Annotated in this window: 17 protein-coding genes; all 17 read left to right on the top strand. The window is 45.2% G+C overall.

The genetic code is table 11. From position 1 onward, the window contains the following. The first annotated feature begins 19 nt into the window (after positions 1-19). The 17 genes from ilvD to dprA all read left to right on the top strand — a co-directional run bounded on the left by ilvD (position 20) and on the right by dprA (position 25,996). On the top strand, positions 20-1,690 hold the full coding sequence (ilvD, locus tag GT575_RS06345; RefSeq protein WP_015533540.1) for a dihydroxy-acid dehydratase: 1,671 nt from the start codon (positions 20-22) through the stop codon (positions 1,688-1,690). 33 nt (positions 1,691-1,723) lie between these two features. After that, positions 1,724-3,397, top strand: a complete 1,674-nt coding sequence (gene ilvB, locus GT575_RS06350) for a biosynthetic-type acetolactate synthase large subunit (RefSeq protein ID WP_022216081.1) — start codon at positions 1,724-1,726, stop codon at positions 3,395-3,397. Between the two features lie 525 nt (positions 3,398-3,922). After that, positions 3,923-5,005, top strand: a complete 1,083-nt coding sequence (gene serC / locus GT575_RS06355) for a 3-phosphoserine/phosphohydroxythreonine transaminase (protein WP_161171723.1) — start codon at positions 3,923-3,925, stop codon at positions 5,003-5,005. Between the two features lie 30 nt (positions 5,006-5,035). Then, a complete protein-coding gene (locus GT575_RS06360; protein ID WP_015533538.1) occupies positions 5,036-6,202 on the top strand; it encodes a phosphoglycerate dehydrogenase in 1,167 nt (388 codons plus the stop codon). Between the two features lie 26 nt (positions 6,203-6,228). After that, positions 6,229-7,320, top strand: a complete 1,092-nt coding sequence (gene asd, locus GT575_RS06365) for an aspartate-semialdehyde dehydrogenase (RefSeq protein WP_022216083.1) — start codon at positions 6,229-6,231, stop codon at positions 7,318-7,320. 270 nt (positions 7,321-7,590) lie between these two features. Then, positions 7,591-11,790, top strand: a complete 4,200-nt coding sequence (locus tag GT575_RS06370) for an Ig-like domain-containing protein (RefSeq protein WP_161171724.1) — start codon at positions 7,591-7,593, stop codon at positions 11,788-11,790. A 193-nt stretch (positions 11,791-11,983) separates the two neighbouring features. Continuing rightward, positions 11,984-12,550 (top strand): AAA family ATPase, encoded by a 567-nt coding sequence (locus GT575_RS06375; RefSeq protein WP_015533536.1) that lies wholly within the window; start codon positions 11,984-11,986, stop codon positions 12,548-12,550. Between the two features lie 41 nt (positions 12,551-12,591). After that, the gene (locus GT575_RS06380; protein ID WP_161171725.1) at positions 12,592-13,827 is read left to right on the top strand and encodes a DUF1015 domain-containing protein; all 1,236 of its coding nucleotides are present in this window, start codon (positions 12,592-12,594) and stop codon (positions 13,825-13,827) included. A 19-nt stretch (positions 13,828-13,846) separates the two neighbouring features. After that, complete coding sequence (locus GT575_RS06385) at positions 13,847-15,730, top strand: GlgB N-terminal domain-containing protein (RefSeq protein WP_161171726.1); 1,884 nt, start codon at positions 13,847-13,849, stop codon at positions 15,728-15,730. A 15-nt stretch (positions 15,731-15,745) separates the two neighbouring features. After that, entirely contained in the window at positions 15,746-16,654 is a 909-nt protein-coding gene (locus tag GT575_RS06390; RefSeq protein ID WP_015533533.1) for a mechanosensitive ion channel family protein, read from the top strand. Between the two features lie 139 nt (positions 16,655-16,793). Further along, a complete protein-coding gene (locus GT575_RS06395; protein WP_161171727.1) occupies positions 16,794-17,948 on the top strand; it encodes a CobW family GTP-binding protein in 1,155 nt (384 codons plus the stop codon). Between the two features lie 28 nt (positions 17,949-17,976). After that, positions 17,977-18,939, top strand: a complete 963-nt coding sequence (locus tag GT575_RS06400; RefSeq protein ID WP_022216087.1) for a TIGR03943 family putative permease subunit — start codon at positions 17,977-17,979, stop codon at positions 18,937-18,939. Positions 18,940-19,119: 180 nt separating this feature from the next. Then, positions 19,120-21,429 (top strand): hypothetical protein, encoded by a 2,310-nt coding sequence (locus tag GT575_RS06405; RefSeq protein ID WP_161171728.1) that lies wholly within the window; start codon positions 19,120-19,122, stop codon positions 21,427-21,429. Next, positions 21,429-22,394, top strand: a complete 966-nt coding sequence (locus GT575_RS06410) for an ABC transporter ATP-binding protein (RefSeq protein WP_161171729.1) — start codon at positions 21,429-21,431, stop codon at positions 22,392-22,394. Before GT575_RS06405 ends, GT575_RS06410 begins: the two co-directional genes overlap by 1 nt. Beyond that, positions 22,372-23,262, top strand: a complete 891-nt coding sequence (locus GT575_RS06415; protein ID WP_055272732.1) for an ABC transporter permease — start codon at positions 22,372-22,374, stop codon at positions 23,260-23,262. The genes GT575_RS06410 and GT575_RS06415 overlap by 23 nt, the downstream gene beginning before the upstream one ends. A gap of 120 nt (positions 23,263-23,382) precedes the next feature. Continuing rightward, positions 23,383-24,915: a YifB family Mg chelatase-like AAA ATPase gene (locus tag GT575_RS06420; RefSeq protein WP_161171730.1), complete on the top strand. Its 1,533-nt coding sequence runs from the start codon at positions 23,383-23,385 to the stop codon at positions 24,913-24,915. Position 24,916: 1 nt separating this feature from the next. Then, positions 24,917-25,996: a DNA-processing protein DprA gene (gene dprA / locus GT575_RS06425; protein WP_161171731.1), complete on the top strand. Its 1,080-nt coding sequence runs from the start codon at positions 24,917-24,919 to the stop codon at positions 25,994-25,996. Positions 25,997-26,067: the final 71 nt, after the last annotated feature.

Here is a 26,067-nt window from a genome sequence, read left to right on the forward strand (position 1 = left end):
ATTATTGGAGGAGAATAAGATGAAGAGTGATAATGTTAGGGTTGGAATGCAGCAGGCACCACACAGATCTCTGTTCAACGCACTGGGCATGACAAAGGAAGAGATGGAGAGACCTTTAGTAGGTATTGTATGTTCATACAATGAGATAGTTCCAGGTCACATGAACCTGGACAAGATAGCACAGGCAGTAAAGATGGGAGTTGCCATGGCGGGTGGTACACCTGTTATGTTCCCGGCGATCGCTGTGTGTGATGGTATAGCAATGGGACACATCGGAATGAAGTATTCACTGGTTACAAGAGATCTGATCGCAGACTCAACAGAGGCTATGGCTATAGCACATCAGTTTGACGCGCTCGTCATGATCCCTAACTGTGACAAGAACGTTCCAGGACTTCTCATGGCAGCAGCCAGAGTAAATGTCCCAACAGTATTTGTATCTGGCGGCCCTATGCTTGCCGGACACGTAAAGGGAAATAAGACAAGTCTTTCAAGCATGTTCGAGGCTGTAGGTTCATACGCAGCCGGAACCATGACTGAGGAGGATGTATACGAGTATGAGTGCAAGACATGTCCTACATGCGGATCATGTTCAGGTATGTACACAGCAAACTCTATGAACTGTCTGACAGAGGCTCTTGGGATGGGACTTCCTGGAAATGGAACAATCCCTGCAGTATATTCAGAGAGACTTAAGCTTGCAAAGCATGCAGGAATGGCAGTTATGGATATGTACAGAAAGGGTATCAAGCCTAGAGACATCATCACAAAGGAGTCAATCATCAACGCTCTTACAGTTGATATGGCACTTGGATGTTCAACCAACTCTATGCTCCACCTTCCAGCCATCGCACATGAGATCGGTTTCGACTTTGATATCTCATTTGCAAATGAGATCAGCGCAAAGACACCTAACCTGTGTCACCTTGCTCCTGCAGGCCACACATACATGGAGGATCTCAATGAGGCCGGTGGTGTGTATGCGGTTATCAAGCAGCTTGCAGATGCAGGACTCATCAACAAGGACTGCATGACAGTTACAGGCAAGACAATAGGAGAGGCTGTTGCCAATAGTGTAAACAAGAATCCTGAGGTCATCAGACCTATGGACAATCCATATACAGTTACAGGTGGTCTGGCTGTACTCAAGGGTAACCTTGCACCAGACGGCTCTGTAGTAAAGCGTTCAGCAGTTGTGCCTGAGATGCTGGCTCACAAGGGCCCTGCAAGGGTATTTGACTGTGAGGAGGACGCAATCGCAGCTATCAAGGGCGGCAAGATCGTAGAGGGTGACGTGGTAGTCATCAGATACGAGGGACCAAAGGGAGGCCCTGGTATGAGAGAGATGCTCAACCCTACATCAGCCATCGCTGGTATGGGACTTGGTTCATCAGTTGCCCTTATCACAGACGGAAGATTCTCAGGAGCAAGCCGTGGAGCGTCCATCGGACATGTATCACCTGAAGCTGCTGTGGGCGGACCTATCGCTCTTGTTGAGGAAGGCGATATGATCGAGATCGATATCAACAACCTCAGCATCAAGCTCGATGTCTCAGACGAGGAGCTTGCAAAGAGAAAGGCTGCATGGAAGCCAAGACAGCCAAAGGTTACAACAGGCTATCTTGCAAGATACGCAGCTATGGTTACATCAGGCAACAGAGGTGCTGTTCTTGAGGTGCCAAAGAATTAATTGATCACAATTAAGGGAAAAGGAGAAAGTAAGATGTCAAAGATATCAGGTTCTGAAATTGTTATAGAGTGCCTTAAAGAACAGGGCGTTGACACCGTGTTCGGTTATCCGGGAGGAACTATCCTCAACGTATATGATGCCCTCTACAAGCACCAGGATGAGATCAACCATGTGCTCACATCACATGAGCAGGGGGCTGCCCATGCGGCAGATGGATATGCCAGAGCTACAGGCAAGGTCGGCGTATGTATGGCCACATCAGGTCCGGGTGCCACCAACCTTGTAACAGGTATAGCTACAGCATACATGGATTCCATTCCTGTTGTGGCAATAACAGCAAATGTAGGTGTAAATATGCTCGGTAAGGACAGCTTCCAGGAGGTAGACATTGCAGGTGTTGTTATGCCTATCACCAAGCACAGCTTTATCGTGAAGCACATAGATGATCTTGCACCGACCATCAGACGTGCGTTCAAGATCGCAAAGAGCGGCAGACCTGGCCCGGTACTTGTGGATATAACAAAGGATGTAACCGCAGCGGAGACAGAGTATATACCAGAGACACCGGAGGTCATCGAGAGAAAGACAGACACCATCCGCGAGGAGGATGTGAACAAAGTCCTTGAGATGATCAAGGTTTCAAGAAGACCATTTATCATGGCAGGTGGCGGATGTATCATCTCTGACGCATCAGCAGAGCTTGCAGAATTTGCAGATAAGGTGGATGCACCAGTGTGCGATACACTTATGGGCAAGGGCGCATTTGACGGAAGAAGCGAGAGATATACAGGCATGATCGGTATGCACGGAACAAAGGTGTCCAACCTCGGTGTGTCAAGGGCAGATCTTGTGATCGTTGTTGGTGCCAGATTCTCAGACCGAGTTATCGGAAATGCATCCAAGTTCGCGCCAAATGCAAAGATCATACATATAGATATAGATGCAGCTGAGATAGACAAGAACATCCCTACAAATGCCAGCATAGTCGGCGACGCAAAGGAGGTCCTGAAGCTCCTCAACAGCAAGCTTGCCGCCCAGTCCAACAAGACATGGATGTCTGAGATCGAAGACCTCAAGAAGCAGAATCCTGACGTGTACAGCTTTGACACACTGAACGGACCTGCAGCTATCAAGAAAATCTACGAGCTTACAGAGGGTGATGCGATCATCACAACAGATGTCGGACAGCATCAGATGTGGGCAGCCCAGAACTATACATTCAAGGAGCCTAGGACATTCCTGTCATCAGGCGGACTTGGAACCATGGGTTACGGTGTTGGTGCAGCTATCGGAGCAAAGTACGGCAGACCTGATAAGACAGTCATCAACATAGCCGGTGACGGATGCTTCAGAATGAATCTGAACGAGATAGCAACAGCTGCGAGATACAACGTGCCTATCATCCAGGTAGTCCTGAACAACCACGTACTTGGAATGGTAAGACAGTGGCAGACACTGTTCTATGACCACAGATATTCCAACACTGTGCTTGACGATTCGGTAGATTTCGTCAAGGTAGCAGAGGGACTTGGTGCCATGGGAATCAGAGCCAACACACTTGATGAGTTCGAGGCAGCAATGAAGACAGCCCTGACAGCAGGCAGACCTGTGGTAATAGATGTAACAATAGCGGGAGACGACAAGGTATGGCCAATGGTAGCTCCGGGAGCAGCCATCGACACCTGTTTCTCAGAAGACGATATGTAATATATGTCAATATAAGCTCGGAAAGGCACCATATTTGTGCGCGTACAAAACATAGATATGGTGCTTATATATATAATCCCTACTTGCCGACAGGCGAAAAGAGTGCTATAGTACAGGGATATAAGCGATAATAAAGTTGTTTTACTTGATAATATAAGAATTTAGTAAAAATAACTTGTTAATCGCAAGCGAGATACACCAAAAGAACAAAGATAAGTCAGAATTTTCATATAAATGGGAACGAAGGACATTTTTATTAAGTAAAATATCTCGCACACATTTTATTAGGTCATAAACAGATGATTTCGTAAATAAAGTAAATTAGCCTGTGTTTCGCTGCCTATATCGTTCGAAGGACATTCTCCTCCGCCGGTCCTTAGGTGGCGCTGTAGGCGGCACCTTAGTACCGCTGCAGGAGGAGACGAGCGGGAGCGCTCCGCAGAACGATATAGGCAGCGAAACACAGGCTTACATACATTAAAACGAAATCATTGTCACAACTAAAAAGAAGGAGAGATAACAAAAATGGCAAGAGTGTACAACTTTTCAGCAGGCCCTTCAGTTCTTCCTGAGGTGGTATTAAAAGAGGCAGCAGAAGAAATGCTTGATTACAAGGGAACAGGCATGAGCGTAATGGAGATGAGCCATCGATCTAAAGCCTTCGACAATATCATCAAAGAGGCAGAGAAGGATCTCAGAGATCTCATGAACATACCTGACAACTACAAGGTGCTTTTCCTTCAGGGAGGAGCTTCTCAGCAGTTCGCAGCAATTCCAATGAATCTCATGAAGAATGGCGTAGCTGACTACATCATCACAGGTCAGTGGGCAAAGAAAGCATACGAAGAAGCAAAGAAATATGGAAAGGCAGTTGCAGTTGCATCATCAGCAGACAAGACTTTCTCATATATCCCAGATTGTTCAGATCTTCCAATAGATGACGATGCTGATTATGTATACATTTGTCATAACAACACTATATATGGAACAACATACCACACACTTCCTAACACAAAGGGCAAGATACTTGTTGCAGATATGTCATCAGACATTCTCTCACAGCCTGTAAATGTTGAGGATTACGGTATGATCTACTTCGGAGTTCAGAAGAACGTTGGTCCTGCAGGCGTAGTAGTGGCTATCATCCGTGAGGATCTTATCAGAGATGACGTAATGCCATTTACACCAACCATGCTCAAGTACAAGACTCAGGCAGATGCAGACTCACTCTACAACACACCTCCATGCTACGGCATCTATATCTGTGGCAAGGTATTCAAGTGGGTTAAGGAGATGGGCGGCCTTGAGGCTATGAAGGCTCACAACGAGAAAAAGGCCAAGATCCTCTATGATTTCCTCGACAGCTCAGAGCTCTTCAAGGGAACTGTAGTAAAGGAAGACCGTTCACTCATGAACGTACCATTTGTAACTGGTGACGCAGACCTTGATGCAAAGTTCGTCAAGGAGGCTACAGAGGTTGGATTTGTCAACCTCAAGGGTCACAGAACAGTAGGTGGTATGAGAGCATCTATCTACAACGCAATGCCTATCGAGGGTGTTGAGAAGCTTGTAGAGTTCATGAAGAAGTTCGAGGCAGAGAACAAGTAATATATTGTAACAGAAAAGGGAGAAAAAGACATGTCAGTAAAGATTAATTGCTTAAACCCTATCGCCAAGTGCGGTATGGAGCTTTTACCTGATACATATGAAGTAACAGACAATTTCGCAGATGCAGATGCAGTTCTGGTCAGAAGTGCATCCATGCATGATCTTGAGCTGTCAGACAACCTTCTGGCAGTAGCCCGTGCAGGTGCAGGTGTCAACAACATTCCACTTGATAAGTGCGCTGAGAAGGGTATCGTAGTATTTAACACACCAGGAGCAAATGCAAATGGTGTTAAGGAGCTTGTAGTAGCAGCGCTCCTCATGGCTTCAAGAGATCTCGTTGGCGGTTACAACTGGGTCAAGGACAATGCCGCTGAGGCAGATATCGCCAAGATGGTGGAGAAGCAGAAGAAGAACTACGCAGGCAATGAGATCCTTGGCAAGAAGCTCGGTGTAATCGGACTTGGTGCCATTGGAGCAAAGGTTGCAAATGTTGCGCTTAAGCTCGGCATGCAGGTATACGGATATGATCCATATGTGTCAGTAGATGCAGCATGGGGACTTTCAAAGGATGTAAAGCACATCACAAATGTAGAGGATATCTACAGAGACTGTGATTATATAACAGTTCATGTTCCAGCTCTTGACAGCACAAAGGGAATGATCAATGCAGATGCATTTGCACTGATGAAGGACGGCGTGAAGATCCTCAACTTCGCAAGAGACGTACTGGTCAACGATGAGGATATGAAGGCGGCACTCGACTCAGGCAAGGTTGCAAAGTATATGACAGACTTCCCTAACCCAGCTATAGCAGGTTACAAGAACGTGGTAGCATTCCCACATCTTGGAGCTTCAACAGCAGAGTCAGAGGACAATTGTGCAGTTATGGCTTGTAAGGAGATCAAGGCATACATCAACGATGGAAACATCAAGAACTCTGTAAACTATCCAAACGTAAACATGGGACAGTGCAGTGATGTAGCCAGAGTTACTATCTGCCACAAGAACATCCCTAACATGCTCACCCAGTTCACAGGAGTATTCTCCAAGAAGGGCGGCAATGTATCAGGAATGATCAGCAAGGCAAAGGGCGATTACGCATATTCTATCCTTGATATCGGTGTAGAGCCAACAGCAGACGACATCGCAGAACTCTCAGCAATCGAGGGAGTTGTTAAGGTAAGAGTCATAAAGTAATAAAAGATAAATAGGAGAGAAGAAAAATGAGTGACAAGTTAAAGGTAGGTATCCTTGGCGCAACAGGTATGGTAGGTCAGAGATTTATCTCACTTCTTGAGAACCATCCTTGGTTCGAGGTCGTTACAGTTGCAGCCAGCCCAAGAAGCGCAGGCAAGACATACGAAGAGGCAGTTGGTGACAGATGGAAGATGGATACACCGATGCCAGAGGCAGTTAAGAAGCTTGTAGTATACAATGTCAATGAGGTAGAGAAGGTTGCTGCCACAGTTGATTTTGTATTCTCAGCAGTAGATATGACAAAGGATGAGATCAAGGCTATAGAGGAGGCTTATGCCAAGACAGAGACTCCTGTAGTTTCAAACAACTCAGCTCACAGATGGACTCCTGATGTTCCTATGATGGTTCCAGAGATCAATGCAGACCATGCAGAGGTTATCGAGTTTCAGAAGAAGAGACTTGGAACAGAGAGAGGATTTGTTGCAGTTAAGCCTAACTGCTCAATCCAGAGTTACGCACCTGTACTTACAGCATGGATGCCATTTGAGCCATACGAGGTTATCGTAAGCACATATCAGGCAATCTCAGGAGCAGGTAAGACATTCAAGGATTGGCCTGAGATGCTTGGCAACATCATCCCATATATCGGTGGTGAGGAAGAGAAGTCAGAGAAGGAGCCACTCAGAATCTGGGGTAAGGTAGACAAGGAGAATGGTGTGATCGTTCCTGCAGAGGGAATCACTATCACAAGCCAGTGTATCAGAGTCCCAGTTCTCAACGGACATACAGCAACTGTATTCGTAAAGTTCAGAAAGAACCCTACAAAGGAGCAGCTTATCGAGGCTATGACAAGCTTCAAGGGCGCGCCTCAGGAGCTTGGTCTTCCAAGTGCACCAAAGCAGTTTATCCAGTACCTTGAGGAGGACAACAGACCACAGGTTGCTCTGGACGTTGACTTCGAGAATGGTATGGGTATCAGCGTTGGACGTCTCCGTGAGGATTCAGTATATGACTGGAAGTTCGTTGGCCTTTCACACAACACTGTAAGAGGTGCTGCAGGTGGTGCAGTTCTCTGCGCAGAGCTTCTGAAGGCTAAGGGATATATCACAAAGAAGTAATAAATTATATGGATATTTGAAGTGTCTGTGCTAACAATATCATAAAGATTTGCCGGGATAATGTTGCTGCTATGAATTGAACATGTTCCGGCAATTTTTTTGTTTTGCATGGCGTTATATTATGCAGTATTATTGATAACATTATGTTGACATTGCACAAACAGGTATACTAAAATTAGATTAATTGTAAATAAACCATGAATTACTAAGGGAGGTATTTTATGAGAAAAGGGAAGAGATGGCTGGCAGCGGCTGTGAGTGCAGCGATGATTGGCCAGTGTTGGCCCGGTTTATGCAGCGGATGATGGCGTATCCATAGCTGACACGTTTACGGATTCGTCGTTTAGAAGCTATGTGTCGAGTAATTTCGATACAGACAGTAATGGTTATCTGTCAGATGCGGAGATCTCGAATGTAACATCTATAGATGTTTCGAAGTGTTCTCCTGCTATATCAAGTTTGAATGGCGTAGAATTGTTCACCAATCTGTCAAAGCTGGATTGTAATGAGCAGTCTATAAGGAATCTTGATATAGAGAATCTTGAGAATCTTGAATATATAGATGTCTCAAGTAACAGAATAGACAGTCTGACATTGCCGGTAAGTGCAGAGAAACTTACATATCTTGATATAAGTGGAAACAAGATCACAAGCCTTACATCTCTGGCTGATTACAATAATCTTGTACTGCTCAATGCCAATTCAACAAACCTTTCATCGATAGATGTCAGCAATATGAAGGGGCTTAAGGTGCTTGGCGTAAGTGGAACCACCATATCAACACTTGATCTTGGCTCAAACATGGAGCTTACAACACTTTATTGTGACAGCATGCGTTCACTGCCTGTCCTTGATGTGTCAGGTCATGAGAAGCTTAAGAATCTTTATTGTGCTGGAGCAAAGAGCGACAGTGGAGTTGTTGTTCGTTCGTCAATTACCAAGCTTGACGTATCCGGTGATATAGTCCTTGGTTCGCTTGATTGTTCAAATAGCTATGTGGCTGAGCTGAACATAGACAATACCCCGGCGCTTACAACACTTGATTGTTCTAACACGAGACTTACATCAATAGATGTGTCAAAGAACACAAGTCTTAGCTACCTTGATGTCAGCAGCAATGTTCTGGGTGCGGTGGATTTTACTGCGAATACAGCACTTAGAGAGCTTTATGTCAAGGATACTGGCATAAATAAGCTTGATGTATCTACTCTCACCAATCTGGTTAATCTTGACGCATCATCAAATTCTCTTGCAGAGCTTGATATAGCATCAAACAGTTTATTGGAGAAGCTTTATATTTCAGACAATAATATCCAGGGTATAAAGCTTGATGGTCATCCTGACCTTAAAGAACTTGAGATTGACAACAACAATCTTGTGGCCATAGATATATCAGTGTGTCCTAAACTTTATGGCGATGATGGTGTGTTCAGTTGCAGTGGGAATAGCAGGGATATAACACTTGATACTACGAACTATGATTATGATTTTAGCGATTTTTCAAAAGTCTATGGTTTGCATAAGGCGTGGTATGACTATGAACTTCCTGTTGCTGTAGATAACAACGGCAAGCCTTTAACGGATGATAATGGGGTTGAAATTCATAAACGAAACAGGAATACTACAGGATACGCAGGAATACAGGGCATAGATGCCAGCAATGAGGCGTCATCCGTGACTGGAGGACAGCTTGATGGATATATATTTACAGCGGAGCCGGATGCGGAGAAGATTACATACAATTACTATACAGGAGCAGGAATGGGGAAGGTCAAGTTCACACTCAACATTCTTAACCCGCTCAAGGTCACAGTATGGTATACAACTGATGGAAATGTTGTAAAGTCAGACAGTTCTACACTCAGCTTCAGAGTTGGTGATACGACTACACTTACAGCTACGGATGACGAAAAGAATCCACACAAGAACATAACATGGAGTTCGTCAAATGAAAGAGTTGCACAGATAGACAGGGAGACAGGAGAACTGACCTGTGTTTCGGCGGGAACAGCTCAGATTAACATTCTGCTGAATGATCGTGCTATAGGATATGTGAATATGGAGTGTCACAAGCCTGTTACCGGACTTTATCTTGTAGATCAGAACGAGAAGGATGATGCAGGCAACCAGATAACATACGAGAATGGCGCAGTCATCAACATGGACTGTGGAACATATCCAAGAAATGGCTCTAAGAAGCTGGATGTAAAGTGTGTTACCGAGGATGGTCTTGCGTCCAAAGAGATATCAGGATTCACTTGTAAGGTGACTGATGCGTATGGCAAAGAAAACAATAAGGTTTTGTCGTTTAATACATCAAGTAAGACTATAACAACAAGAGGTGCAGGAATCGCATTCCTTCATTTTACATCAACTGATAATCCTGATGTAGAGACAGTAATTCAGGTAAATGTTGAACAGAGAGTAAACAGCGTGACACTTTCACAGTCTAGAATGACGATCATTGCAGGTGGAAGCAGTAATCTCGTTGCTACGGTTTCTCCAAATACTGCAGTGGAGCAGAGCGTTGTATGGTCATCATCAAATGAGAGCATTGCTACGGTCGATGCCGAGGGAAATGTGAAGGCAGTCAATCCGGGAGAAGCTGATATCATATGTACATCTGTTGATACTGAGCAGGTGTACGGCAAGTGTCATGTGACTGTACAGCCGCCTGTAAAAGGTTTGACTCTCAATATGAACAGTGCAGAATTGCTGCTCGGAGCAGATACGGAAAGCAGAACAGTATCACTTGAGGCTGCTATCGATGCGGATGATGCAAGTATTTACAAGAATTTGAAGTGGACATCGTCAGATACAAACGTTGCTTCGGTGTCATATAGTTCAACAGATAAGACAAAGGCTACAGTTACTGCCAGATCAGCAGGAACTGCTGTTATCAGATTTTCAATTTCAGATGATGAGTATGTGGATTGCAACATTACAGTAAAGCAGAGAGTTACAAGCCTTAGAATAAACAGAGACAAGACAACAATATATGCTGGTGATACACTGCAGGTAACAAGCACTGCATCCCCTGCAACTGCATCGAATCAGGAAGTCATCTGGGCATCATCAGACGAGAGTGTTGCAAGCATTGACAAGGATGGTTTGATAACAGCCCTCGACAGAGGAACCACAGTTATCACAGCTACAGCAGTTGATGGAAGTGAGAAAACAACATCATTCACTCTTACAGTAAAGAAGTATGTAAGTGCTATAACACTTGACAAGGATAAGCTCACTCTGTATGTGGGTGAACGAGGAACTGTTAAGCAGACCGTACTTCCAGAAGATGCAAATGACAGAAATGTTATATGGCAGTCAAGTGATCCGGGTGTTGCAACAGTATCAAACGGAACAATAACAGGTGTTAAAGCCGGAACAACAAACATAACATGTACAGCTAGAGATGGCAGTGGAGTATCAAAAACATGTGAAGTTACAGTAGTCCAGCAGATATCATCAATAGTATTGGGTGAGAGCACTAAGACTGTGAATGTAGGTGATAAGTTTACCCCGAATGTGACTCTCAATCCGGAGAATGCTTCAAAAACAGAGCTGAAGTGGACAAGCTCGAGTGAAGCAGTAGCATCTGTAGATCAGAATGGAGAGGTAACAGCAAAATCCCGAGGTACAGCGACAATCACATGCGAGGCTGTCGAAGGCATTGAAGGAAGAAAGGCCAAGGCAGCTCTCAGACTTACAGTTAACCAGCCGGTTACAGGAATAAAACTTAATCAGACAAAACTGAATCTGTTTGTGGGTAAACAGGGCAGAATAACATCGACTGTAGCTCCTGCTAACGCAAATAACAGAAATGTTGAGTGGACAACTTCTAACAGCAAGGTAGCAACTGTAAACAATGGTACTATCACAGCAGTATCAAAGGGAACAGCAGTTATCACATGTAAGGCTAAGGATGGAAGCGGCAAGCTTGCAAAGTGTACTGTTACGGTTTCACAGCCTGTAACATCCATCAAGCTCAATGCAACAAACAAGACTATCAAGAAGGGTGCGACATTCACACTCAAGGCAACTGTAGGTCCTGCAGCGGCAAACAATAAGGCGGTTACATGGTCATCATCGAACACCAAGGTTGCAACAGTTTCGTCAACAGGAGTTGTCAAGGCTGTTGGAAAGGGTTCGGCAGTTATCACATGTAAATCAAAGGACGGAAGCAATATTACTGCCAAGTGTACAATCAATTCAGTTATTATGGTTTCTTCGATCAAGTTAAACAAGAAGACAGCAACCATAAAGAGAAAGGGAAAGATAACACTCAGGGCAACAGTAGGTCCTGCAACTGCAAACAACAAGGCAGTTACCTGGGTTTCCTCAAATAAGAAGATAGCTACTGTAACAACAAGAGGAACAGTAGTAGGTAAGAAGAAGGGGCGTGCGGTAATTACATGTAAGGCTAAGGATGGCAGTGGTAAGTATGCAAAGTGTACAATCAGAGTAAAATAAAAATATAACAACATACAGTTGGGAGATATGATCTTAACCGTCAGGCCTGCAAAACAGGTCTGACGGTTTTTTACGTATATTGTTCTTTGCTGTTCTTTATTTTTATTTAACGTTAAAAAATGTTGTAAGCAAATAGCAATTGTGATAAACTATTAGAAAAATTGATTTCATTTACATGGAGGCATTTATAGATATGAAGAAGCTTATTTTAGTTACATCACCACCAGCATGTGGAAAGACATTTATTTCAAAGCAGGTTGCAAAGGCACTTCACAATTGTGTATACCTTGACAAGGATACACTTATCGTACTTTCAAAGCAGATATTTGTAGTTGCCGGACAGGAGTACAACCGTTCATCAGACTTCTTCCAGAAGGAGATCAGAGATTACGAGTATTACTGTGTGCTGGATCTTGCATTTGAGGCATTGGATTACAATGATACAGTTCTCATCAATGCTCCGTTTACAGAGGAGATCAGAGATGATGAGTATCTTGACAATCTTCGCGCTAAGCTTGCAGAGAAAGATGCAGAGCTCTTCGTTATCTGGGTAAATACAAGAAAAGATGTATGTCATGAGAGAATGATCAAGAGAGCTTCAGACAGGGATACATGGAAGCTTGAGCACTGGGATGAGTACATCAACAGCCAGAACTTCAATCCGCCTACAAACATCAAGGATCTCTTCATATTCGAGAACTCATCAGAGGAGGAATATGAGGATTCGATCAAGAAGGTTGTCAAGGCTGTAAGAGGTTAATTGGCACATACAATAAAATATTTATGACAGGAGTAGAGAATATGGCAACAATCAGAAGTTTTAGAGCCTATAGACCGAGACCAGATGTTGCAGGCAGAGTAGCTGCCTTGCCATACGATGTGTATAACCGTCAGGAAGCAGAGATAGAGGTCAAGCGCGAACCATTATCATTTTTGAAAGTGGACAGAGCAGAGACATCCTTTGGACCAGATGTGGATACATATGCTCCATGTGTATATGATAAGGCTGGTCAGCTGCTTCAGGGCATGATAGATGATGGAACATATATCATGGAGCGCAGACCAGTCTATTATATTTATGAGCTTATCATGGATGGCCGGCATCAGACAGGACTCGTGGCATGTTCTTCTATAGATGACTATATGAATGGAGTCATCAAGAAGCATGAGAATACCAGAGAGGACAAGGAGATAGACAGAATAAAGCATGTCGAGGCATGCGGAGCGCAGACGGGACCTATATTCCTTGCGTACAGAGCGATAGATAAGGTTGACGAGATCATCTACAGAGTGAAGAAGGGTGATAAGTTGTACGGCTTCACATCACCTGACGGAATCACTCACAACGTATGGATAATAGATGGCCAGGAAGATATAGACACCATCAGAGCTGCATTTGAAGGAGTGGACGATATCTATATAGCGGATGGACACCACAGGGCGGCATCGGCCGTCAAGGCGGGAATCCATATGAGAGAGAAGAATCCGGGATATACCGGGGATGAGGAATTCAATTATTTCCTCTCTGTACTTTTTCCTCATGACCAGCTTATGATCATGCCGTACAACAGAGTGGTAAAGGATCTCAACGGACATGACAAGCAGGAATTCATGGATGAGGTTTCAAAGGTATTTGATGTGACAGCCAGTGATGTTCCGGTGGAACCACAGGTCAAAGGACAGGTGGGAATGTACATGGATGGAAGCTGGTACAGACTGGATGTTAGAGAAGGTATTGTTCCGGATGATGTCGTGGGCAGACTTGACGTATCGGTACTTCAGGACAATGTGCTTGCACCGATACTTGGAATACAGGATCCGAGAACTGATCAGAGGATCATGTTCGTAGGTGGAATCAGAGGACTTGCAGAGCTTGAGCGTCTGGTGGATGGAGGAATGGCGGTTGCATTCTCGATGTATCCGACATCCATCACTGAACTGTTCGACATTGCAGATGCGGGACTTCTCATGCCTCCAAAGTCAACGTGGTTTGAGCCAAAGCTCAGAAGCGGAATATTTATACACAAGATAGACTAACATTAGGAGAAGGGGTTTTATGGAGATATTTGTATTGAAATCAGATGAGGTTGCAGCGATAACAAGGGGTACGCATGGCAACCCTCATCATATTCTTGGTATGCACCAGTGTCTTAATGACTGCTATGTAAATGCATACCTTCCGAGGGCTACGGCTGCGTTTGTTCTCAGGATAAATGAAGAAACGGGCGAGCCGATATTTAAATATCCTATGACCGAGATAGGTTCACAGGGATTTTTTACAGTGAAGATCGAGGATAGCGGGGCATTTGCATATAAGCTCATAACAGAAGGCGAGCAGGCGGCTGAATTCTATGATCCGTATTCATTCGGATACAGCGTGGATCCGGTCAATGTCATGAAGGTGGTAAATGGAGACGATGGAATATTGTCGGATTTCCATGTAAAGGATCTGTTTGGAGCAAGACAGATCACGCTCGATGGTGTACAGGGTGTATCGTTCTGCATGAATATGCCGGGGGCAACCAGGGTCAGTGTGGTCGGAGATTTCAACGGATGGGATGGACGCGTGAATCCTATGAGAAGGATTGACTACACTGATATGTTTGAGCTGTTCATTCCGGGCGATCTCATGAATACCAGATACAAATTCGAGGCATTATACAGAGATGGAAATACAGATATATTTGCAGACCCTTACGCTGAGGTTTATGAGGTGGCACCGGGAAATGCGTCGGTACTTGCAAAGCTTGAGTATAGCTGGTCAGACTCTTCATATATGAAGAAGAGAGGCAGTGTATCTGCCCCGGTAAATATATATGAGGTCCACATGCCGACATGGAAGAGAAACTCAGATGGATATCCTCTTAACTATCTCGAATTTGGCAAAGAGGCTGCCATGTACGTGAAGAATATGGGATACAACTACATACAGTTTATGCCACTTATGGAATATAGAGATGACAATGGCTGGGGTTATGATACCGTGGGAATGTTCGCTCCGACATCGAGATTTGGAACACCTACGGAGTTCATGGCTATGGTCGACCATTTCCACAGCAAGGGAATAGGCGTTATCATGGATATGGTATCTGTGAGGGATGTGGATTGCATCGCATATTGGATAGACACATATCATCTGGACGGAGTAAGGCTGGAGGACGAGGAACTTATCAGAGCATTGAGAACAACCCTCGGCACTGCAGGCGATGCTGTCATGACAGATCTCAGGTGGAATAATGAAGCTGTGTCCAGAGTGACAGATTTCATGATGATACCTCCAGTGAACAGAGGAAGCTTTATGGATTATACATGTGGTATACCATTTGACGAGAAGGATGATACCGTATGGGCGCTCAGCCATGATGAGGTTGCATATGAGCGTGGAAGTTACGCATCCAAGATGTCGGGTGGCTATGAGGACAAGTATGCTGATCTCAGACTTCTGTTTGGTCTCACCATGTCACTACCGGGAAGAAAGCTGACGTTTATGGGACAGGAATTAGGCGGATTTGCCGGGTTTGACGGAAGAACCCAGATCGACTGGTCGGTTCTTGAGTTCGATGCAAACAGCTATTTTCAGAAATATATAAAGGAACTCAACAAATTATACGATACAAAGAATGCTCTGTGCGGTGATGGCAGGGACCTTGCCGGCAGTGCACTTGATATACAGGAGAAGGGACAGGTAATATCATTTGTAAGACATGGTTTGGATGTCGCAGATGATGTGTATATTGTCTGCAACTTCGGACTTAAAAATGTGACAGGATATAAGCTTCCGGTTGAGACGGATGGAAAGTACAGAGAGATCTTCTCAAGTGATAACCTGAAATACGGAGGCGAGGGCAACAATAACAAAGGATATAAGACTGCTGCGGATGGCGTGATAGAAGTGTGTGCTCCTGCACTGTCATTTGCAGTGTTTGCCCATGTAAAATAGGAGGAATAGACATTTATGCTATTGATTGGTGATCTGTATAACATGGCGGCTGATACTGCGACCACAGAGAGTGTGGTCGGGGATGCGGTGAAGGAGGCCACGGATCAGGTAAGTATCGTAGGGCAGTATATCCAGAAGCTTACAGACTGGTGTATGTCCAAGCTTGGCAGTATAGTTGTGGCTGTCATATTCATGGTCGTCTGCTTCAAGCTGGTGAAGTTGCTGCTCAGGATACTCAGGAAGAGTTTTGAGAGGTCAAAGCTGGATCCAAGCGTTGCTGGTTTTTTCATATCTGCGGTCAAGATTGTTCTGAATGTGTTGATCGTGCTCACTGCGGCGAGCATTGTGGGATTTCAGATCACTTCATTTATAACTATACTAGGCACAGCGGGGGTTACCCTCGGACTTGCACTTCAGGGAAGTCTGTCGAATCTTGCGGGCGGCTTGTTGATTCTCATATTAAAACCATTCAGGGTCGGTGACTATATTGTGGAGAACAATACCCACTGCGAAGGAACAGTCGTGTCCATAGACATATTCTATACAAGGCTGATAACTTTCGACAACAAATCAGTCGTCATACCGAATGGCAACATATCCAACACATCCCTTGTGAATGTGACAGAGCATGATATGAGGAGGGTGGATATACCATTTTCTGTTGCGTATGATTCTGATATGGAGAAGGTCAAGAGGGTTACCATTGAGACCATTAAGGATGTGGATGGTTATCTTCCGGATGAGCAGATTCTGTTCTATATAGATGAATTTGCAGACAGTGGGATCAATATGTATGTGAAGTTCTATGCGACGATAGAGAAGTTCTTTGATGCCAAGTGGGATGCCATGTGGAAGCTGAAAAAGGCATTTGACGAGAATGACATAGAGATTCCATTTAATCAGATGGATGTACACATGAAATAAATACTCAATAATCCACATATGATGTCTGATTTCTTGCAAAAATAAAAGCAATCGAGTATAATCATGTGGATGTAGATATCAAAGACCGTGTATTTAGTATACATGGTCTTAATATAAATTTGTTTAAGGAGTGATTGATATGACAAAGATTGATATTATCTCAGGCTTCCTTGGAGCTGGCAAGACAACGTTGATCAAGAAACTTATTGAGCAGGCATTTAAGGGAGAGAAGCTGGTTCTTATAGAGAACGAGTTTGGTGAGATAGGAATCGATGGCGGTTTCCTGAAGGATGCCGGCGTTCAGATCACAGAGATGAACTCAGGTTGTATCTGTTGTTCACTGGTCGGAGATTTCGGTACTGCACTTAAGCAGGTTATCACAGATTACACACCTGACAGGATCATCATTGAGCCATCAGGAGTTGGCAAGCTGTCTGACGTTATCAAGGCAGTAAAGGATGTATCAGGAGATCTTGATGTAGAGCTCGACAGCTACACAACAGTTGCCGATGTGTCAAAGGTTAAGATTTATATGAAGAACTTTGGCGAGTTCTTCAACAACCAGATCGAGAGTGCTAACACTATCATCCTGAGCAGAACACAGACTACTACACAGGACAAGATAGAGAAGGCTGTAGCCATGATCAGAGAGAAGAACGATCATGCAACCATCATTACAACTCCATGGGATGAGATCGATGGAGCAGCCATCAGAGAGGCTATGCAGAACTACAAGTCTCTTGAGGAGACAATGATGGATGAGGCTAAGAAGGGACATGATCATGACCACGACCACGGCGATGAGTGCACATGTGGCTGTCACGACCATGACCATCATCACGACCATGATGACGACCATGAGCATCATCACGACCACGATGAGCACGAGCATCACCACGATCACGACGAGCACGAGCATCACCACGACCACGATGACCACGATCATCATCATGATCACGACCATGGCGATGAGTGTACATGTGGCTGCCATGACCATGATCACCACCATCATCATGCAGATGAGGTATTTACAAGCTGGGGCAAGGAGACACCACACAAGTACAATGAGGACAAACTCAGAGAGATCCTTAACACTCTGGCTGACACAGAGAAGTACGGTGTTATCCTCAGAGCAAAGGGTATCGTACCTAGCGATGCAGGTGAGTGGCTGTACTTTGATCTTGTACCAGGCGAGTTTGAGGTCAGAAAGGGCAAGGCTGACATCACTGGTAAGCTTTGCGTAATAGGAAGCAAGCTTAAGGAGGACGACCTTGCAGAACTGTTCGAGGTTTAAGCAGGTTGTTCTATGATAAGGAGTTAATATGATGGGACGTCAGAATAAAGAGATACCTGTATATGTGTTCATGGGATTCCTTGAGAGCGGTAAGACAACATTTGCCAAGGAGACCCTGATGGACAGAGGCTTTACAGGTGGAGCCAAGACACTTCTTCTCGTCTGTGAGGACGGAGAGGAGGAGTATGATCTTGAGGCTCTGAAGAAGGCTAATATATATACAGAGTTCATAGAGGAAGATCAGCTCACCACAGACCATCTCCTTGACCTTCAGGACAAATACAATCCGGAACAGGTCATGATCGAGTACAATGGTATGTGGAAGCTCGATAAGATATTTGAGATAAGGGTTCCAAAGGGATGGACGGTTGTCCAGGTTATCTCATTTGTGAATGCGGAGACATACGATGTGTACTCACAGAACATGAAGGCAACCATGGTTGAGCAGTTCAACAGTGCAGACATGGTCATCTTCAACAGATGTGATGAGAATTCCAAGATCCCTGAGTGGAGAAGATCCATCAAGGCGGTGAACAGAAGAGCACAGATCATCTTTGAGATGAAAGATGGCTCCATTGCACCTGAGACAAATGAACCTGAGGATCTGCCATACGATGTGAGCGCAGATGTGATAGAACTGCCGGATGACGATTTCGGTATCTGGTATGTGGATGCATCTGACATGAAAGAGAGATACGACGGCAAGAAGATCCACTTCAAGGCCATGGTATTTAGACCAAAGCAGTACGGCAGCAATGCATTTGTTCCTGGAAGATTCGCCATGACATGTTGTGTTGAGGATATCCAGTTTGTCGGATTCAAGTGCTATTATCAGGGTGCTAAGAATCTTGTGGACAGACAGTGGGTTGATGTCACAGCCAAGATAGGCTACGAGTATTACCCAGATTTTGAAGGTGAAGGACCTGTTCTCACAGCAGAGAAGGTCACACTCACAAGTGCACCTGATGAAGAGGTAGTATATTTCAGTTAAGAGTTGAGCAGCTCCCTGAATACATGATATTTGATGTATCCGGGGAGCTTTTTTTGCGCGGACGGGGAATGCCGGAAGAGCTTTGACGTGTCCTTACGAAAGTGTAAGTTGCGTTATTTACCGGCAGAATTTATTATAAGTTTAGTGTAAAAAATAAAGTCAAATTGGAAGGAAAGACTTATGATCAGATCGGCGAAACTTGCGTGTGGCGGTGCGGTTGCACTTATGCTGCTTGGAGGTATGATCTGTCCAGCTATGGCGGAAACGAACACAGATAGTGCATATGGACGGGTTGAACAGAGGATAATTGAAAATAACCCTGATTTTGATATACAGCTAAAGTATGGACTCAATGGATATGCGGTAAATGACAGAGGCAGTGTTATCAGGCTGGATATTGTGTGCGACACAGATTTTGCGGGAAATGTGTCTGTACAGACGAGCTATTCCGAAGGCTTTGGCACGAAGAATATGACATATGCCAGAGATGTGGAATTAAAGGCAGGAGAAAATACAGAGCTGGAATTCTGTGTCGATAATATGGGCTCCGGTATAGCAAAGGTTGAGATCAAGGACAGTGACGGAGAGCTGGTGTACTCAGAGCGGGATTCACTGAGTATAGAGGGCAATGATATGGTAGTTGCGGTGGGCGTGATGAGTGACAGACAGGATGCCATGTCTTATATAGAGGATGTCTCCATGGACAATGTGTATGATAATGCAAAGGTAGAGACTGTTGCAATATCACCCTCAGACATTCCTGAGTCCGAGGAGGGACTGGAGGCTATAGAGTACATGTTGGTGGATGATTATGATCTGTCGGGATTGTCAGAGAAGCAGAGTGCTGCCATAAAACAATGGGTGTACAGTGGTGGAGCTATGATACTGGCCAAGTCGTCAGATGAAAATGAACTCAGCAGCTTTGACGGCGATTTTGTCTCCGCTGTGAATGACACACAGAAGGTATATGAGCTGGACGGCTCAGATGGGTACTATCTGAATATGGGATATGGCAGGATCGTGGTGCTCCCGTATTCGCTTGCACAGACGAATGAGAAGGATAAGACTGCCCAGGCGCAGGCTGCTCTGGAGGCGGGCTTTACGGATATGACACATAACTGGATTGATGGAGGCTGGTATTATGGAGGCACATATTATGGATATGATGTGGCAAATGCAGCCAACAAGAGAAGCACCCCGTCACCTGTTGTCATTATGCTCGTGCTGATCATATATATCATTGTGTGTGGTCCTGTGGCGTACATCGTCCTCAGCAGGCTCAAAAAGAAGGAGCTCATATGGGGAGTTATCCCGGTATGTGCAATTATCGGTACAGGTGCCATATATATGGTAAGCCTCAAGTACAGAGTTACAAAGCCTATCGGACTTACATTTGTGGCTGCGGATATAAGCGGTGATACCAAGCGGGAGGATGCATATTCATATATAATAGGCGGCAGATCAGGCCAATACAAGATAGACATCAACAGCAAATATTCCAACATCGAGATGGATGATTCCATGGAATCCAGCTTTTATGACAATCTCAATGCGGTAAAAAATGATGGAAAAGATGGCGTTACACTGAATTATTACAGCAATCGTTCATTTGGCACTATATCAGCTAATGCAAGCTTTGCTGGAAGCAACGATATTGGAAGGATTCGGAAGAATTTGACATTATATACAGATGGCTTTGAGGGAACATTGACAAATGACACCTCGTACGATGTGGAGAATCTTGTGGTCATGTCCGAGGGATATTATTACGTTGCTGATGTCCTGAGAGCGGGAGATACCATACGGATAAGCAGGAAGAATACCCACAAATTTGACGGCGGCTCCATACTTGACGGAATGAGATCATATTACACGAAGAAGTATGGTGAGGATTATTTCGGAGATGATGAATCGTCGGCGGAATGGTCCAGAAATTATTACATGCAGCTCCGACTTGCCCAGTACAGTAGACTCGCTGCAGATGACGGCGTTGTGGCTGTGTGGGGAACCATACAGCGGGATCCGGATATGATGAGTGATGCCGATACGGAAAATTATGGCAGCTATATGGTATACGACATAGATACCCTTAAATATGAGGATGTGGATGGAGTTTATTATTACAGCATTTATGACAGGGATGAGAATGGAATCGGCGGATCAGATTATGGTGATGACGATCTGTTGATGTATTCTGAAACCGTGGACGTTAACATCAGATTTGGCAAGAATGATGATATAACGGAACTGATATACGATAAGACCCAGGCGGGAAGCGGCAAGAACAAGGTCGTAGTGCAGATGCTCAACAGAGAGACCGGTGAATATGACACGGTATTTGCCGATGGACAAACGATCATAAAGGGGCAGGAACTTGACAAATATATGTCGGACGGATGCTTGGCTATGAGATTTATATCTCCTCAGCAGGGAGATTATTATGTGGACAGTTACCTTCCACATATCAGTGCGAGGGGAGGTGTCCGGTAATGGTTGATATAGAAGAACTCACCAAGAGATATGGAAAGTTTGTTGCGCTCGATCATATGAATCTTCATATTGATAAGGGCGAGATATTCGGATTTGTCGGACCAAATGGTGCCGGTAAGACGACAACCATGAGGATCATGTGCGGACTCCTTAAAGCCACATCGGGAAAGGTCACCATAGACGGTGTAGACGCACTTGGCAGACCTGCGGATGTGAAACGGAAGATAGGATATGTTCCTGACTTTTTCGGTGTGTACGACAATCTGAAGGTCATGGAGTACATGGATTTTTATGGCTCCATGTACGGTATGAGCAAGCGGGAAGTGGAGAAGGTCGCAGATAAATATCTGGAGCTTGTCGCCCTTCAGGATAAAAAGGACGAGTTCGTCGACAGCCTTTCAAGAGGTATGAAGCAGAGACTCTGTGTAGCAAGAGCGCTCATACATGATCCCGAGCTTCTGGTGCTTGATGAGCCGAGTTCGGGTCTGGATCCAAGGTCAAGACATGATATGAAGAATATACTGCGTGATCTGAAGGAGATGGGCAAGACCATCGTGATAAGCTCGCATATTCTGCCGGAGCTTTCAGAGATGTGTACGAGTATAGGTGTCATAGACAACGGAAAGATAGTGGCCAGCGGAAGCGTGGATGAGATTGTAAATGGTGATAAGAACATGCCTCCTGTAAGGATAAAGGGATATATGTTGGGACTTGATGCGGAGGCCTCAGCCAACAGGATATCTGTCATTGTGAAGGAAAGATTCAATGTGGATCGCATAAGTATACAAGATGGAGAAATTCTTGTCTATTATTCAGGCACGAGGGAGTCTGACGCCGAGCTTCTCAGAAGTCTTGTGGACAACGGTGTGCACGTTCATCAGTTTTTCAGGGAGAAGGAAGATCTGGAATCCCTGTTCCTTAAGATTACGGGAGGTGAGAATCGTGGCGCGAAGAACAATTATTAATCCCATATTGAAGAAGGATATTCTGGTAAATGCGAGAAGTGCCAGAATGGTCGTGACGATAACAGTCATCAACTGCCTGTTTGCGCTGGTTGTCGGAATGCTCTTCATGACGAGCAGAGGCTCGGCATATCAGGTATATTATTCAAATATTGCACAGATGTTTCCTGTGCTTGCGGTGTGTGAGCTGTGCATAATAGGACTCATAGTTCCGATAATCACATCCACCTCGATATCCGGTGAGAGGGAGAGACAGACGCTTGAGATCATGCTGACGACTCCGGTAAGACCTATATCGATAGTTGCAGGAAAGCTCCTGTCGGCAGTTGCCACCACGGCAATGTATGTCATAGCAACTCTTCCGTTTATGGCGGTTGCATTCATAGTTGGAGGAATGGGCTGGGACGAACTGTTCAAATATCTTGGAATGGTTCTCTTTATAGATATATACGTTGGTAGTATCGGAATATTTTACTCCTGCGTGAAGAGAACTTCTGTGTCGGCGGCCATATCAACCATAGTGACTATAGCGGTTGTTGTGTTTTTATCATATGCGATAGGAAAAGTTTTTGAATCCATGATGTATATGTCGGACGGTTCAAGAAGCAGTTATGCTACTTATATGATGGGAAAGGCAGTGTGCTATGCAGTCAATCCTGCCATGTGGATAGCAGAAAATTTCATCAGATTGCTCGGGGATGAATCTGTGGTGGAAACCATGACGGGATACGGTAAATACACGAATTTCGTGGTGGATCATATGGCCGTGATCTCAGTGTGTGTGAATCTCGCAGCATCATTTGTGCTACTTAAGGTGGCTTCGGTGAAGCTGGTTAAGGGCAGCAGAAAAAGGAAAAAGTCAAGGATATGATATTCCAAACAGGTATACAAAATGGAGTTTGACTTGTGTTTGATTATGGGATATCCTTTTTAGTGTAATATGTGCTCCGGTGGAGAGGCTGCTCGGCAGAGCAGGAAGGAGCACTTGCTTATGTATAGTAAAGTATTAAGTGGACTTGTACAGGGAATCGACGGGACGCTCATATCAGTGGAGACGGATATACACGATGGGCTTCCCGTTATGAATATGGTCGGATACCTGTCATCCTGCGTGAAGGAAGCAGGAGAACGGGTCCGGACTGCACTGCGCAATTCCGGTTTCAACATTCCTCCGAAGAGAATAACGATCAATCTCTTTCCGGCGGATATCAGAAAGGAAGGCACTGCCTTCGATCTGCCCATCGCAGCGGGTATGCTGGCGTCCATGGGCGTTATTCCAACAGACAATATAAAGAACATACTTATCCTTGGAGAGCTGGGGCTTGACGGACATGTGAATACGGTGAGCGGTGTGCTGTCCATAGTTCACTCTGCGTACAGCGAAGGAGTGAGGAGCTGTATAGTGCCGGCGGGAAATTCCAGGGAGGCCGCCATTATACGTGGGATGACTGTTATACCGGTCACAAGTATAGGAGAGCTGGTCGATCACTTGAGTGGTATACAGACCATAGAGCCTGAATATGTTGATGTAGAAGCCATGCTGGATATGTCAGGGGATGAAGCAGAAGTGGATTTCTCTGAGGTAATGGGGCATGAATCCCTTAAACGTGGAGTGGAGATAGCCGCGGCGGGAATGCACAACATACTCATGACAGGCCCCGCCGGGGCAGGAAAATCCATGATAGCCAGACGTATCCCGACGATACTTCCGAGACTCAGCCTTGAGGAGAGTATAGAGATAACGAAGGTGTACAGTGTGGCGGGGCTTCTGGATGAATCCTGTCATATAATAAACCGCCGTCCATTCCGGGCACCTCATCATACGATATCCCTGCATGCCCTGTCCGGCGGCGGGCATAATCCGAGACCAGGAGAGATAAGTCTTGCACACGGTGGTGTGCTGTTTCTCGATGAGCTGCCGGAGTTTAACCGGAACGTGCTCGAGGTCATGAGACAGCCCCTTGAGGACGGTGAGGTCAGTATATCAAGGCTTGGTGGAATATACAGATTTCCTGCGGACTTCATGCTGGTTGCGGCGAGAAATCCATGCCCCTGCGGACAGTACCCGGATATGAACAGGTGTACATGCACGGTCAGGCAGATCAGGAATTATAATGCCAGGATAAGCAAGCCTCTGCTTGACAGGATAGATATAAATGTGGATGTTAGGAAGGTGGACTGCAGACAGTTATTTGGTGGCCGGACAGGGAAGAATTCAGCAGAAATGAGGGAGAGTGTGCTGAGGACCCAGAGGATACAGAGTGAAAGGTTCAGCGGTGAAAATATACGGTTCAATTCCCAGATGGATTCGGCATTATGCAGTAAATATGTAGTGCTTGACGGCGAGGCAAAGAATTTCATGGAGGACTGTTTTGCCGATATGGATATGACTGCGAGAGGAGCATACAGGGTACTCAAGATAGCCAGGACTATTGCGGATCTCGATGGAGATCCTGAGGTCGGGATAAAACACCTGAGAGAAGCGGTGTTCTTCAGAAATGCGGACATTCAGGGAGGTGTGTGACATGACGGAGGAATTACTTTATCTCTGGTTTGGGATGATAAGCAGAATGACTCACACTGTGAAGATGAACGTTGCCATGAAATACGGAGGTATAAGAGGACTGTGGAACACTTCTGAGGAACAGCTTCGGGATGAACTCACACAGGCTCAGGCTGACGGATTCCTTGAACACAGGGATGCCGGGAAAGTTGCGGCATATGCAGAGGAGCTTCGAAGAAATGACATTACATATATTTATCCGGGACATAAGCTGTATCCCGGGAAGCTGTATGATATACCGGATCCCCCAATGCTTCTGTTTGCAGCAGGGGATGTGGATGTGCTGGCGGATCTGGACCCTGCGGTTGCGGTGGTAGGGGCAAGAAAGGCCTCTGTGTACGGAAGGGAAGCTGCCGACAGGCTGTCGGGGGAGCTTGCAGCATCAGGGGTTACTATAGTCAGTGGAATGGCACTGGGAATAGATGGCGCTGCGCACAGAGCTGCCATGAAGGCCGGAGGAAAGACTGTGGCTGTGCTCGGAAGTGGTATAAATGTTCCGTATCCGAGGGAGAACTATGATATATATCACGACATAAGAAATGGCGGCGGAGTAGTGCTGTCGGAATGTGGGCTTGACATAAGACCGGATGCTTTCAGATTTCCGTACAGGAACAGGATAATCAGTGGACTTTCGTCCGGTGTGCTCATCGTTGAGGCGAGGGAAAAAAGCGGTTCTCTGATCACTGCGGACCAGGCGCTGGAGCAGGGGCGGGAAGTGTATGCTGTTCCCGGGAGGATCACGGATTCGGGCAGCAGAGGCTGTAACGGACTTATCAGAATGGGGGCGGTGTGTGTCACACAGGTGGAGGGTATACTTGATGAAATGGGCATAAACCGAGCTGAATCAAAGGCATTTAACAAAAATTTACTTGCGCCTGCAGAGAAAAAAGTGTATAGTTGTGTACGTTTGGAATCAAGGCATATAGATGATATATGCTTCGAGACTGGGATTTCAGTGTCTGAGGTGACTCAGATATTGTATGAATTAGAACAGAAAAGATTGATAAAACAGTTGGTAAGAAATTATTATGTCAGAGCCTGACCATGAAAATGAACACTGCCGGAAGATGCTCTGGGATGATAAGAATTACAGGAAACCTACAGAAAGGACAG

It is taken from the genome of Coprococcus sp. BIOML-A2 (assembly GCF_009875795.1).
In the GTDB taxonomy this organism is placed as follows: domain Bacteria; phylum Bacillota; class Clostridia; order Lachnospirales; family Lachnospiraceae; genus Coprococcus; species Coprococcus aceti.

Coding starts and splice junctions, on each gene's coding strand:
- ilvD (WP_015533540.1), top strand. CDS start 20: ATGAAGAGTGATAATGTTAGGGTTGGAATGCAGCAGGCACCACACAGA.
- ilvB (WP_022216081.1), top strand. CDS start 1,724: ATGTCAAAGATATCAGGTTCTGAAATTGTTATAGAGTGCCTTAAAGAA.
- serC (WP_161171723.1), top strand. CDS start 3,923: ATGGCAAGAGTGTACAACTTTTCAGCAGGCCCTTCAGTTCTTCCTGAG.
- GT575_RS06360 (WP_015533538.1), top strand. CDS start 5,036: ATGTCAGTAAAGATTAATTGCTTAAACCCTATCGCCAAGTGCGGTATG.
- asd (WP_022216083.1), top strand. CDS start 6,229: ATGAGTGACAAGTTAAAGGTAGGTATCCTTGGCGCAACAGGTATGGTA.
- GT575_RS06375 (WP_015533536.1), top strand. CDS start 11,984: ATGAAGAAGCTTATTTTAGTTACATCACCACCAGCATGTGGAAAGACA.
- GT575_RS06380 (WP_161171725.1), top strand. CDS start 12,592: ATGGCAACAATCAGAAGTTTTAGAGCCTATAGACCGAGACCAGATGTT.
- GT575_RS06385 (WP_161171726.1), top strand. CDS start 13,847: ATGGAGATATTTGTATTGAAATCAGATGAGGTTGCAGCGATAACAAGG.
- GT575_RS06390 (WP_015533533.1), top strand. CDS start 15,746: ATGCTATTGATTGGTGATCTGTATAACATGGCGGCTGATACTGCGACC.
- GT575_RS06395 (WP_161171727.1), top strand. CDS start 16,794: ATGACAAAGATTGATATTATCTCAGGCTTCCTTGGAGCTGGCAAGACA.
- GT575_RS06400 (WP_022216087.1), top strand. CDS start 17,977: ATGATGGGACGTCAGAATAAAGAGATACCTGTATATGTGTTCATGGGA.
- GT575_RS06405 (WP_161171728.1), top strand. CDS start 19,120: ATGATCAGATCGGCGAAACTTGCGTGTGGCGGTGCGGTTGCACTTATG.
- GT575_RS06410 (WP_161171729.1), top strand. CDS start 21,429: ATGGTTGATATAGAAGAACTCACCAAGAGATATGGAAAGTTTGTTGCG.
- GT575_RS06420 (WP_161171730.1), top strand. CDS start 23,383: ATGTATAGTAAAGTATTAAGTGGACTTGTACAGGGAATCGACGGGACG.
- dprA (WP_161171731.1), top strand. CDS start 24,917: ATGACGGAGGAATTACTTTATCTCTGGTTTGGGATGATAAGCAGAATG.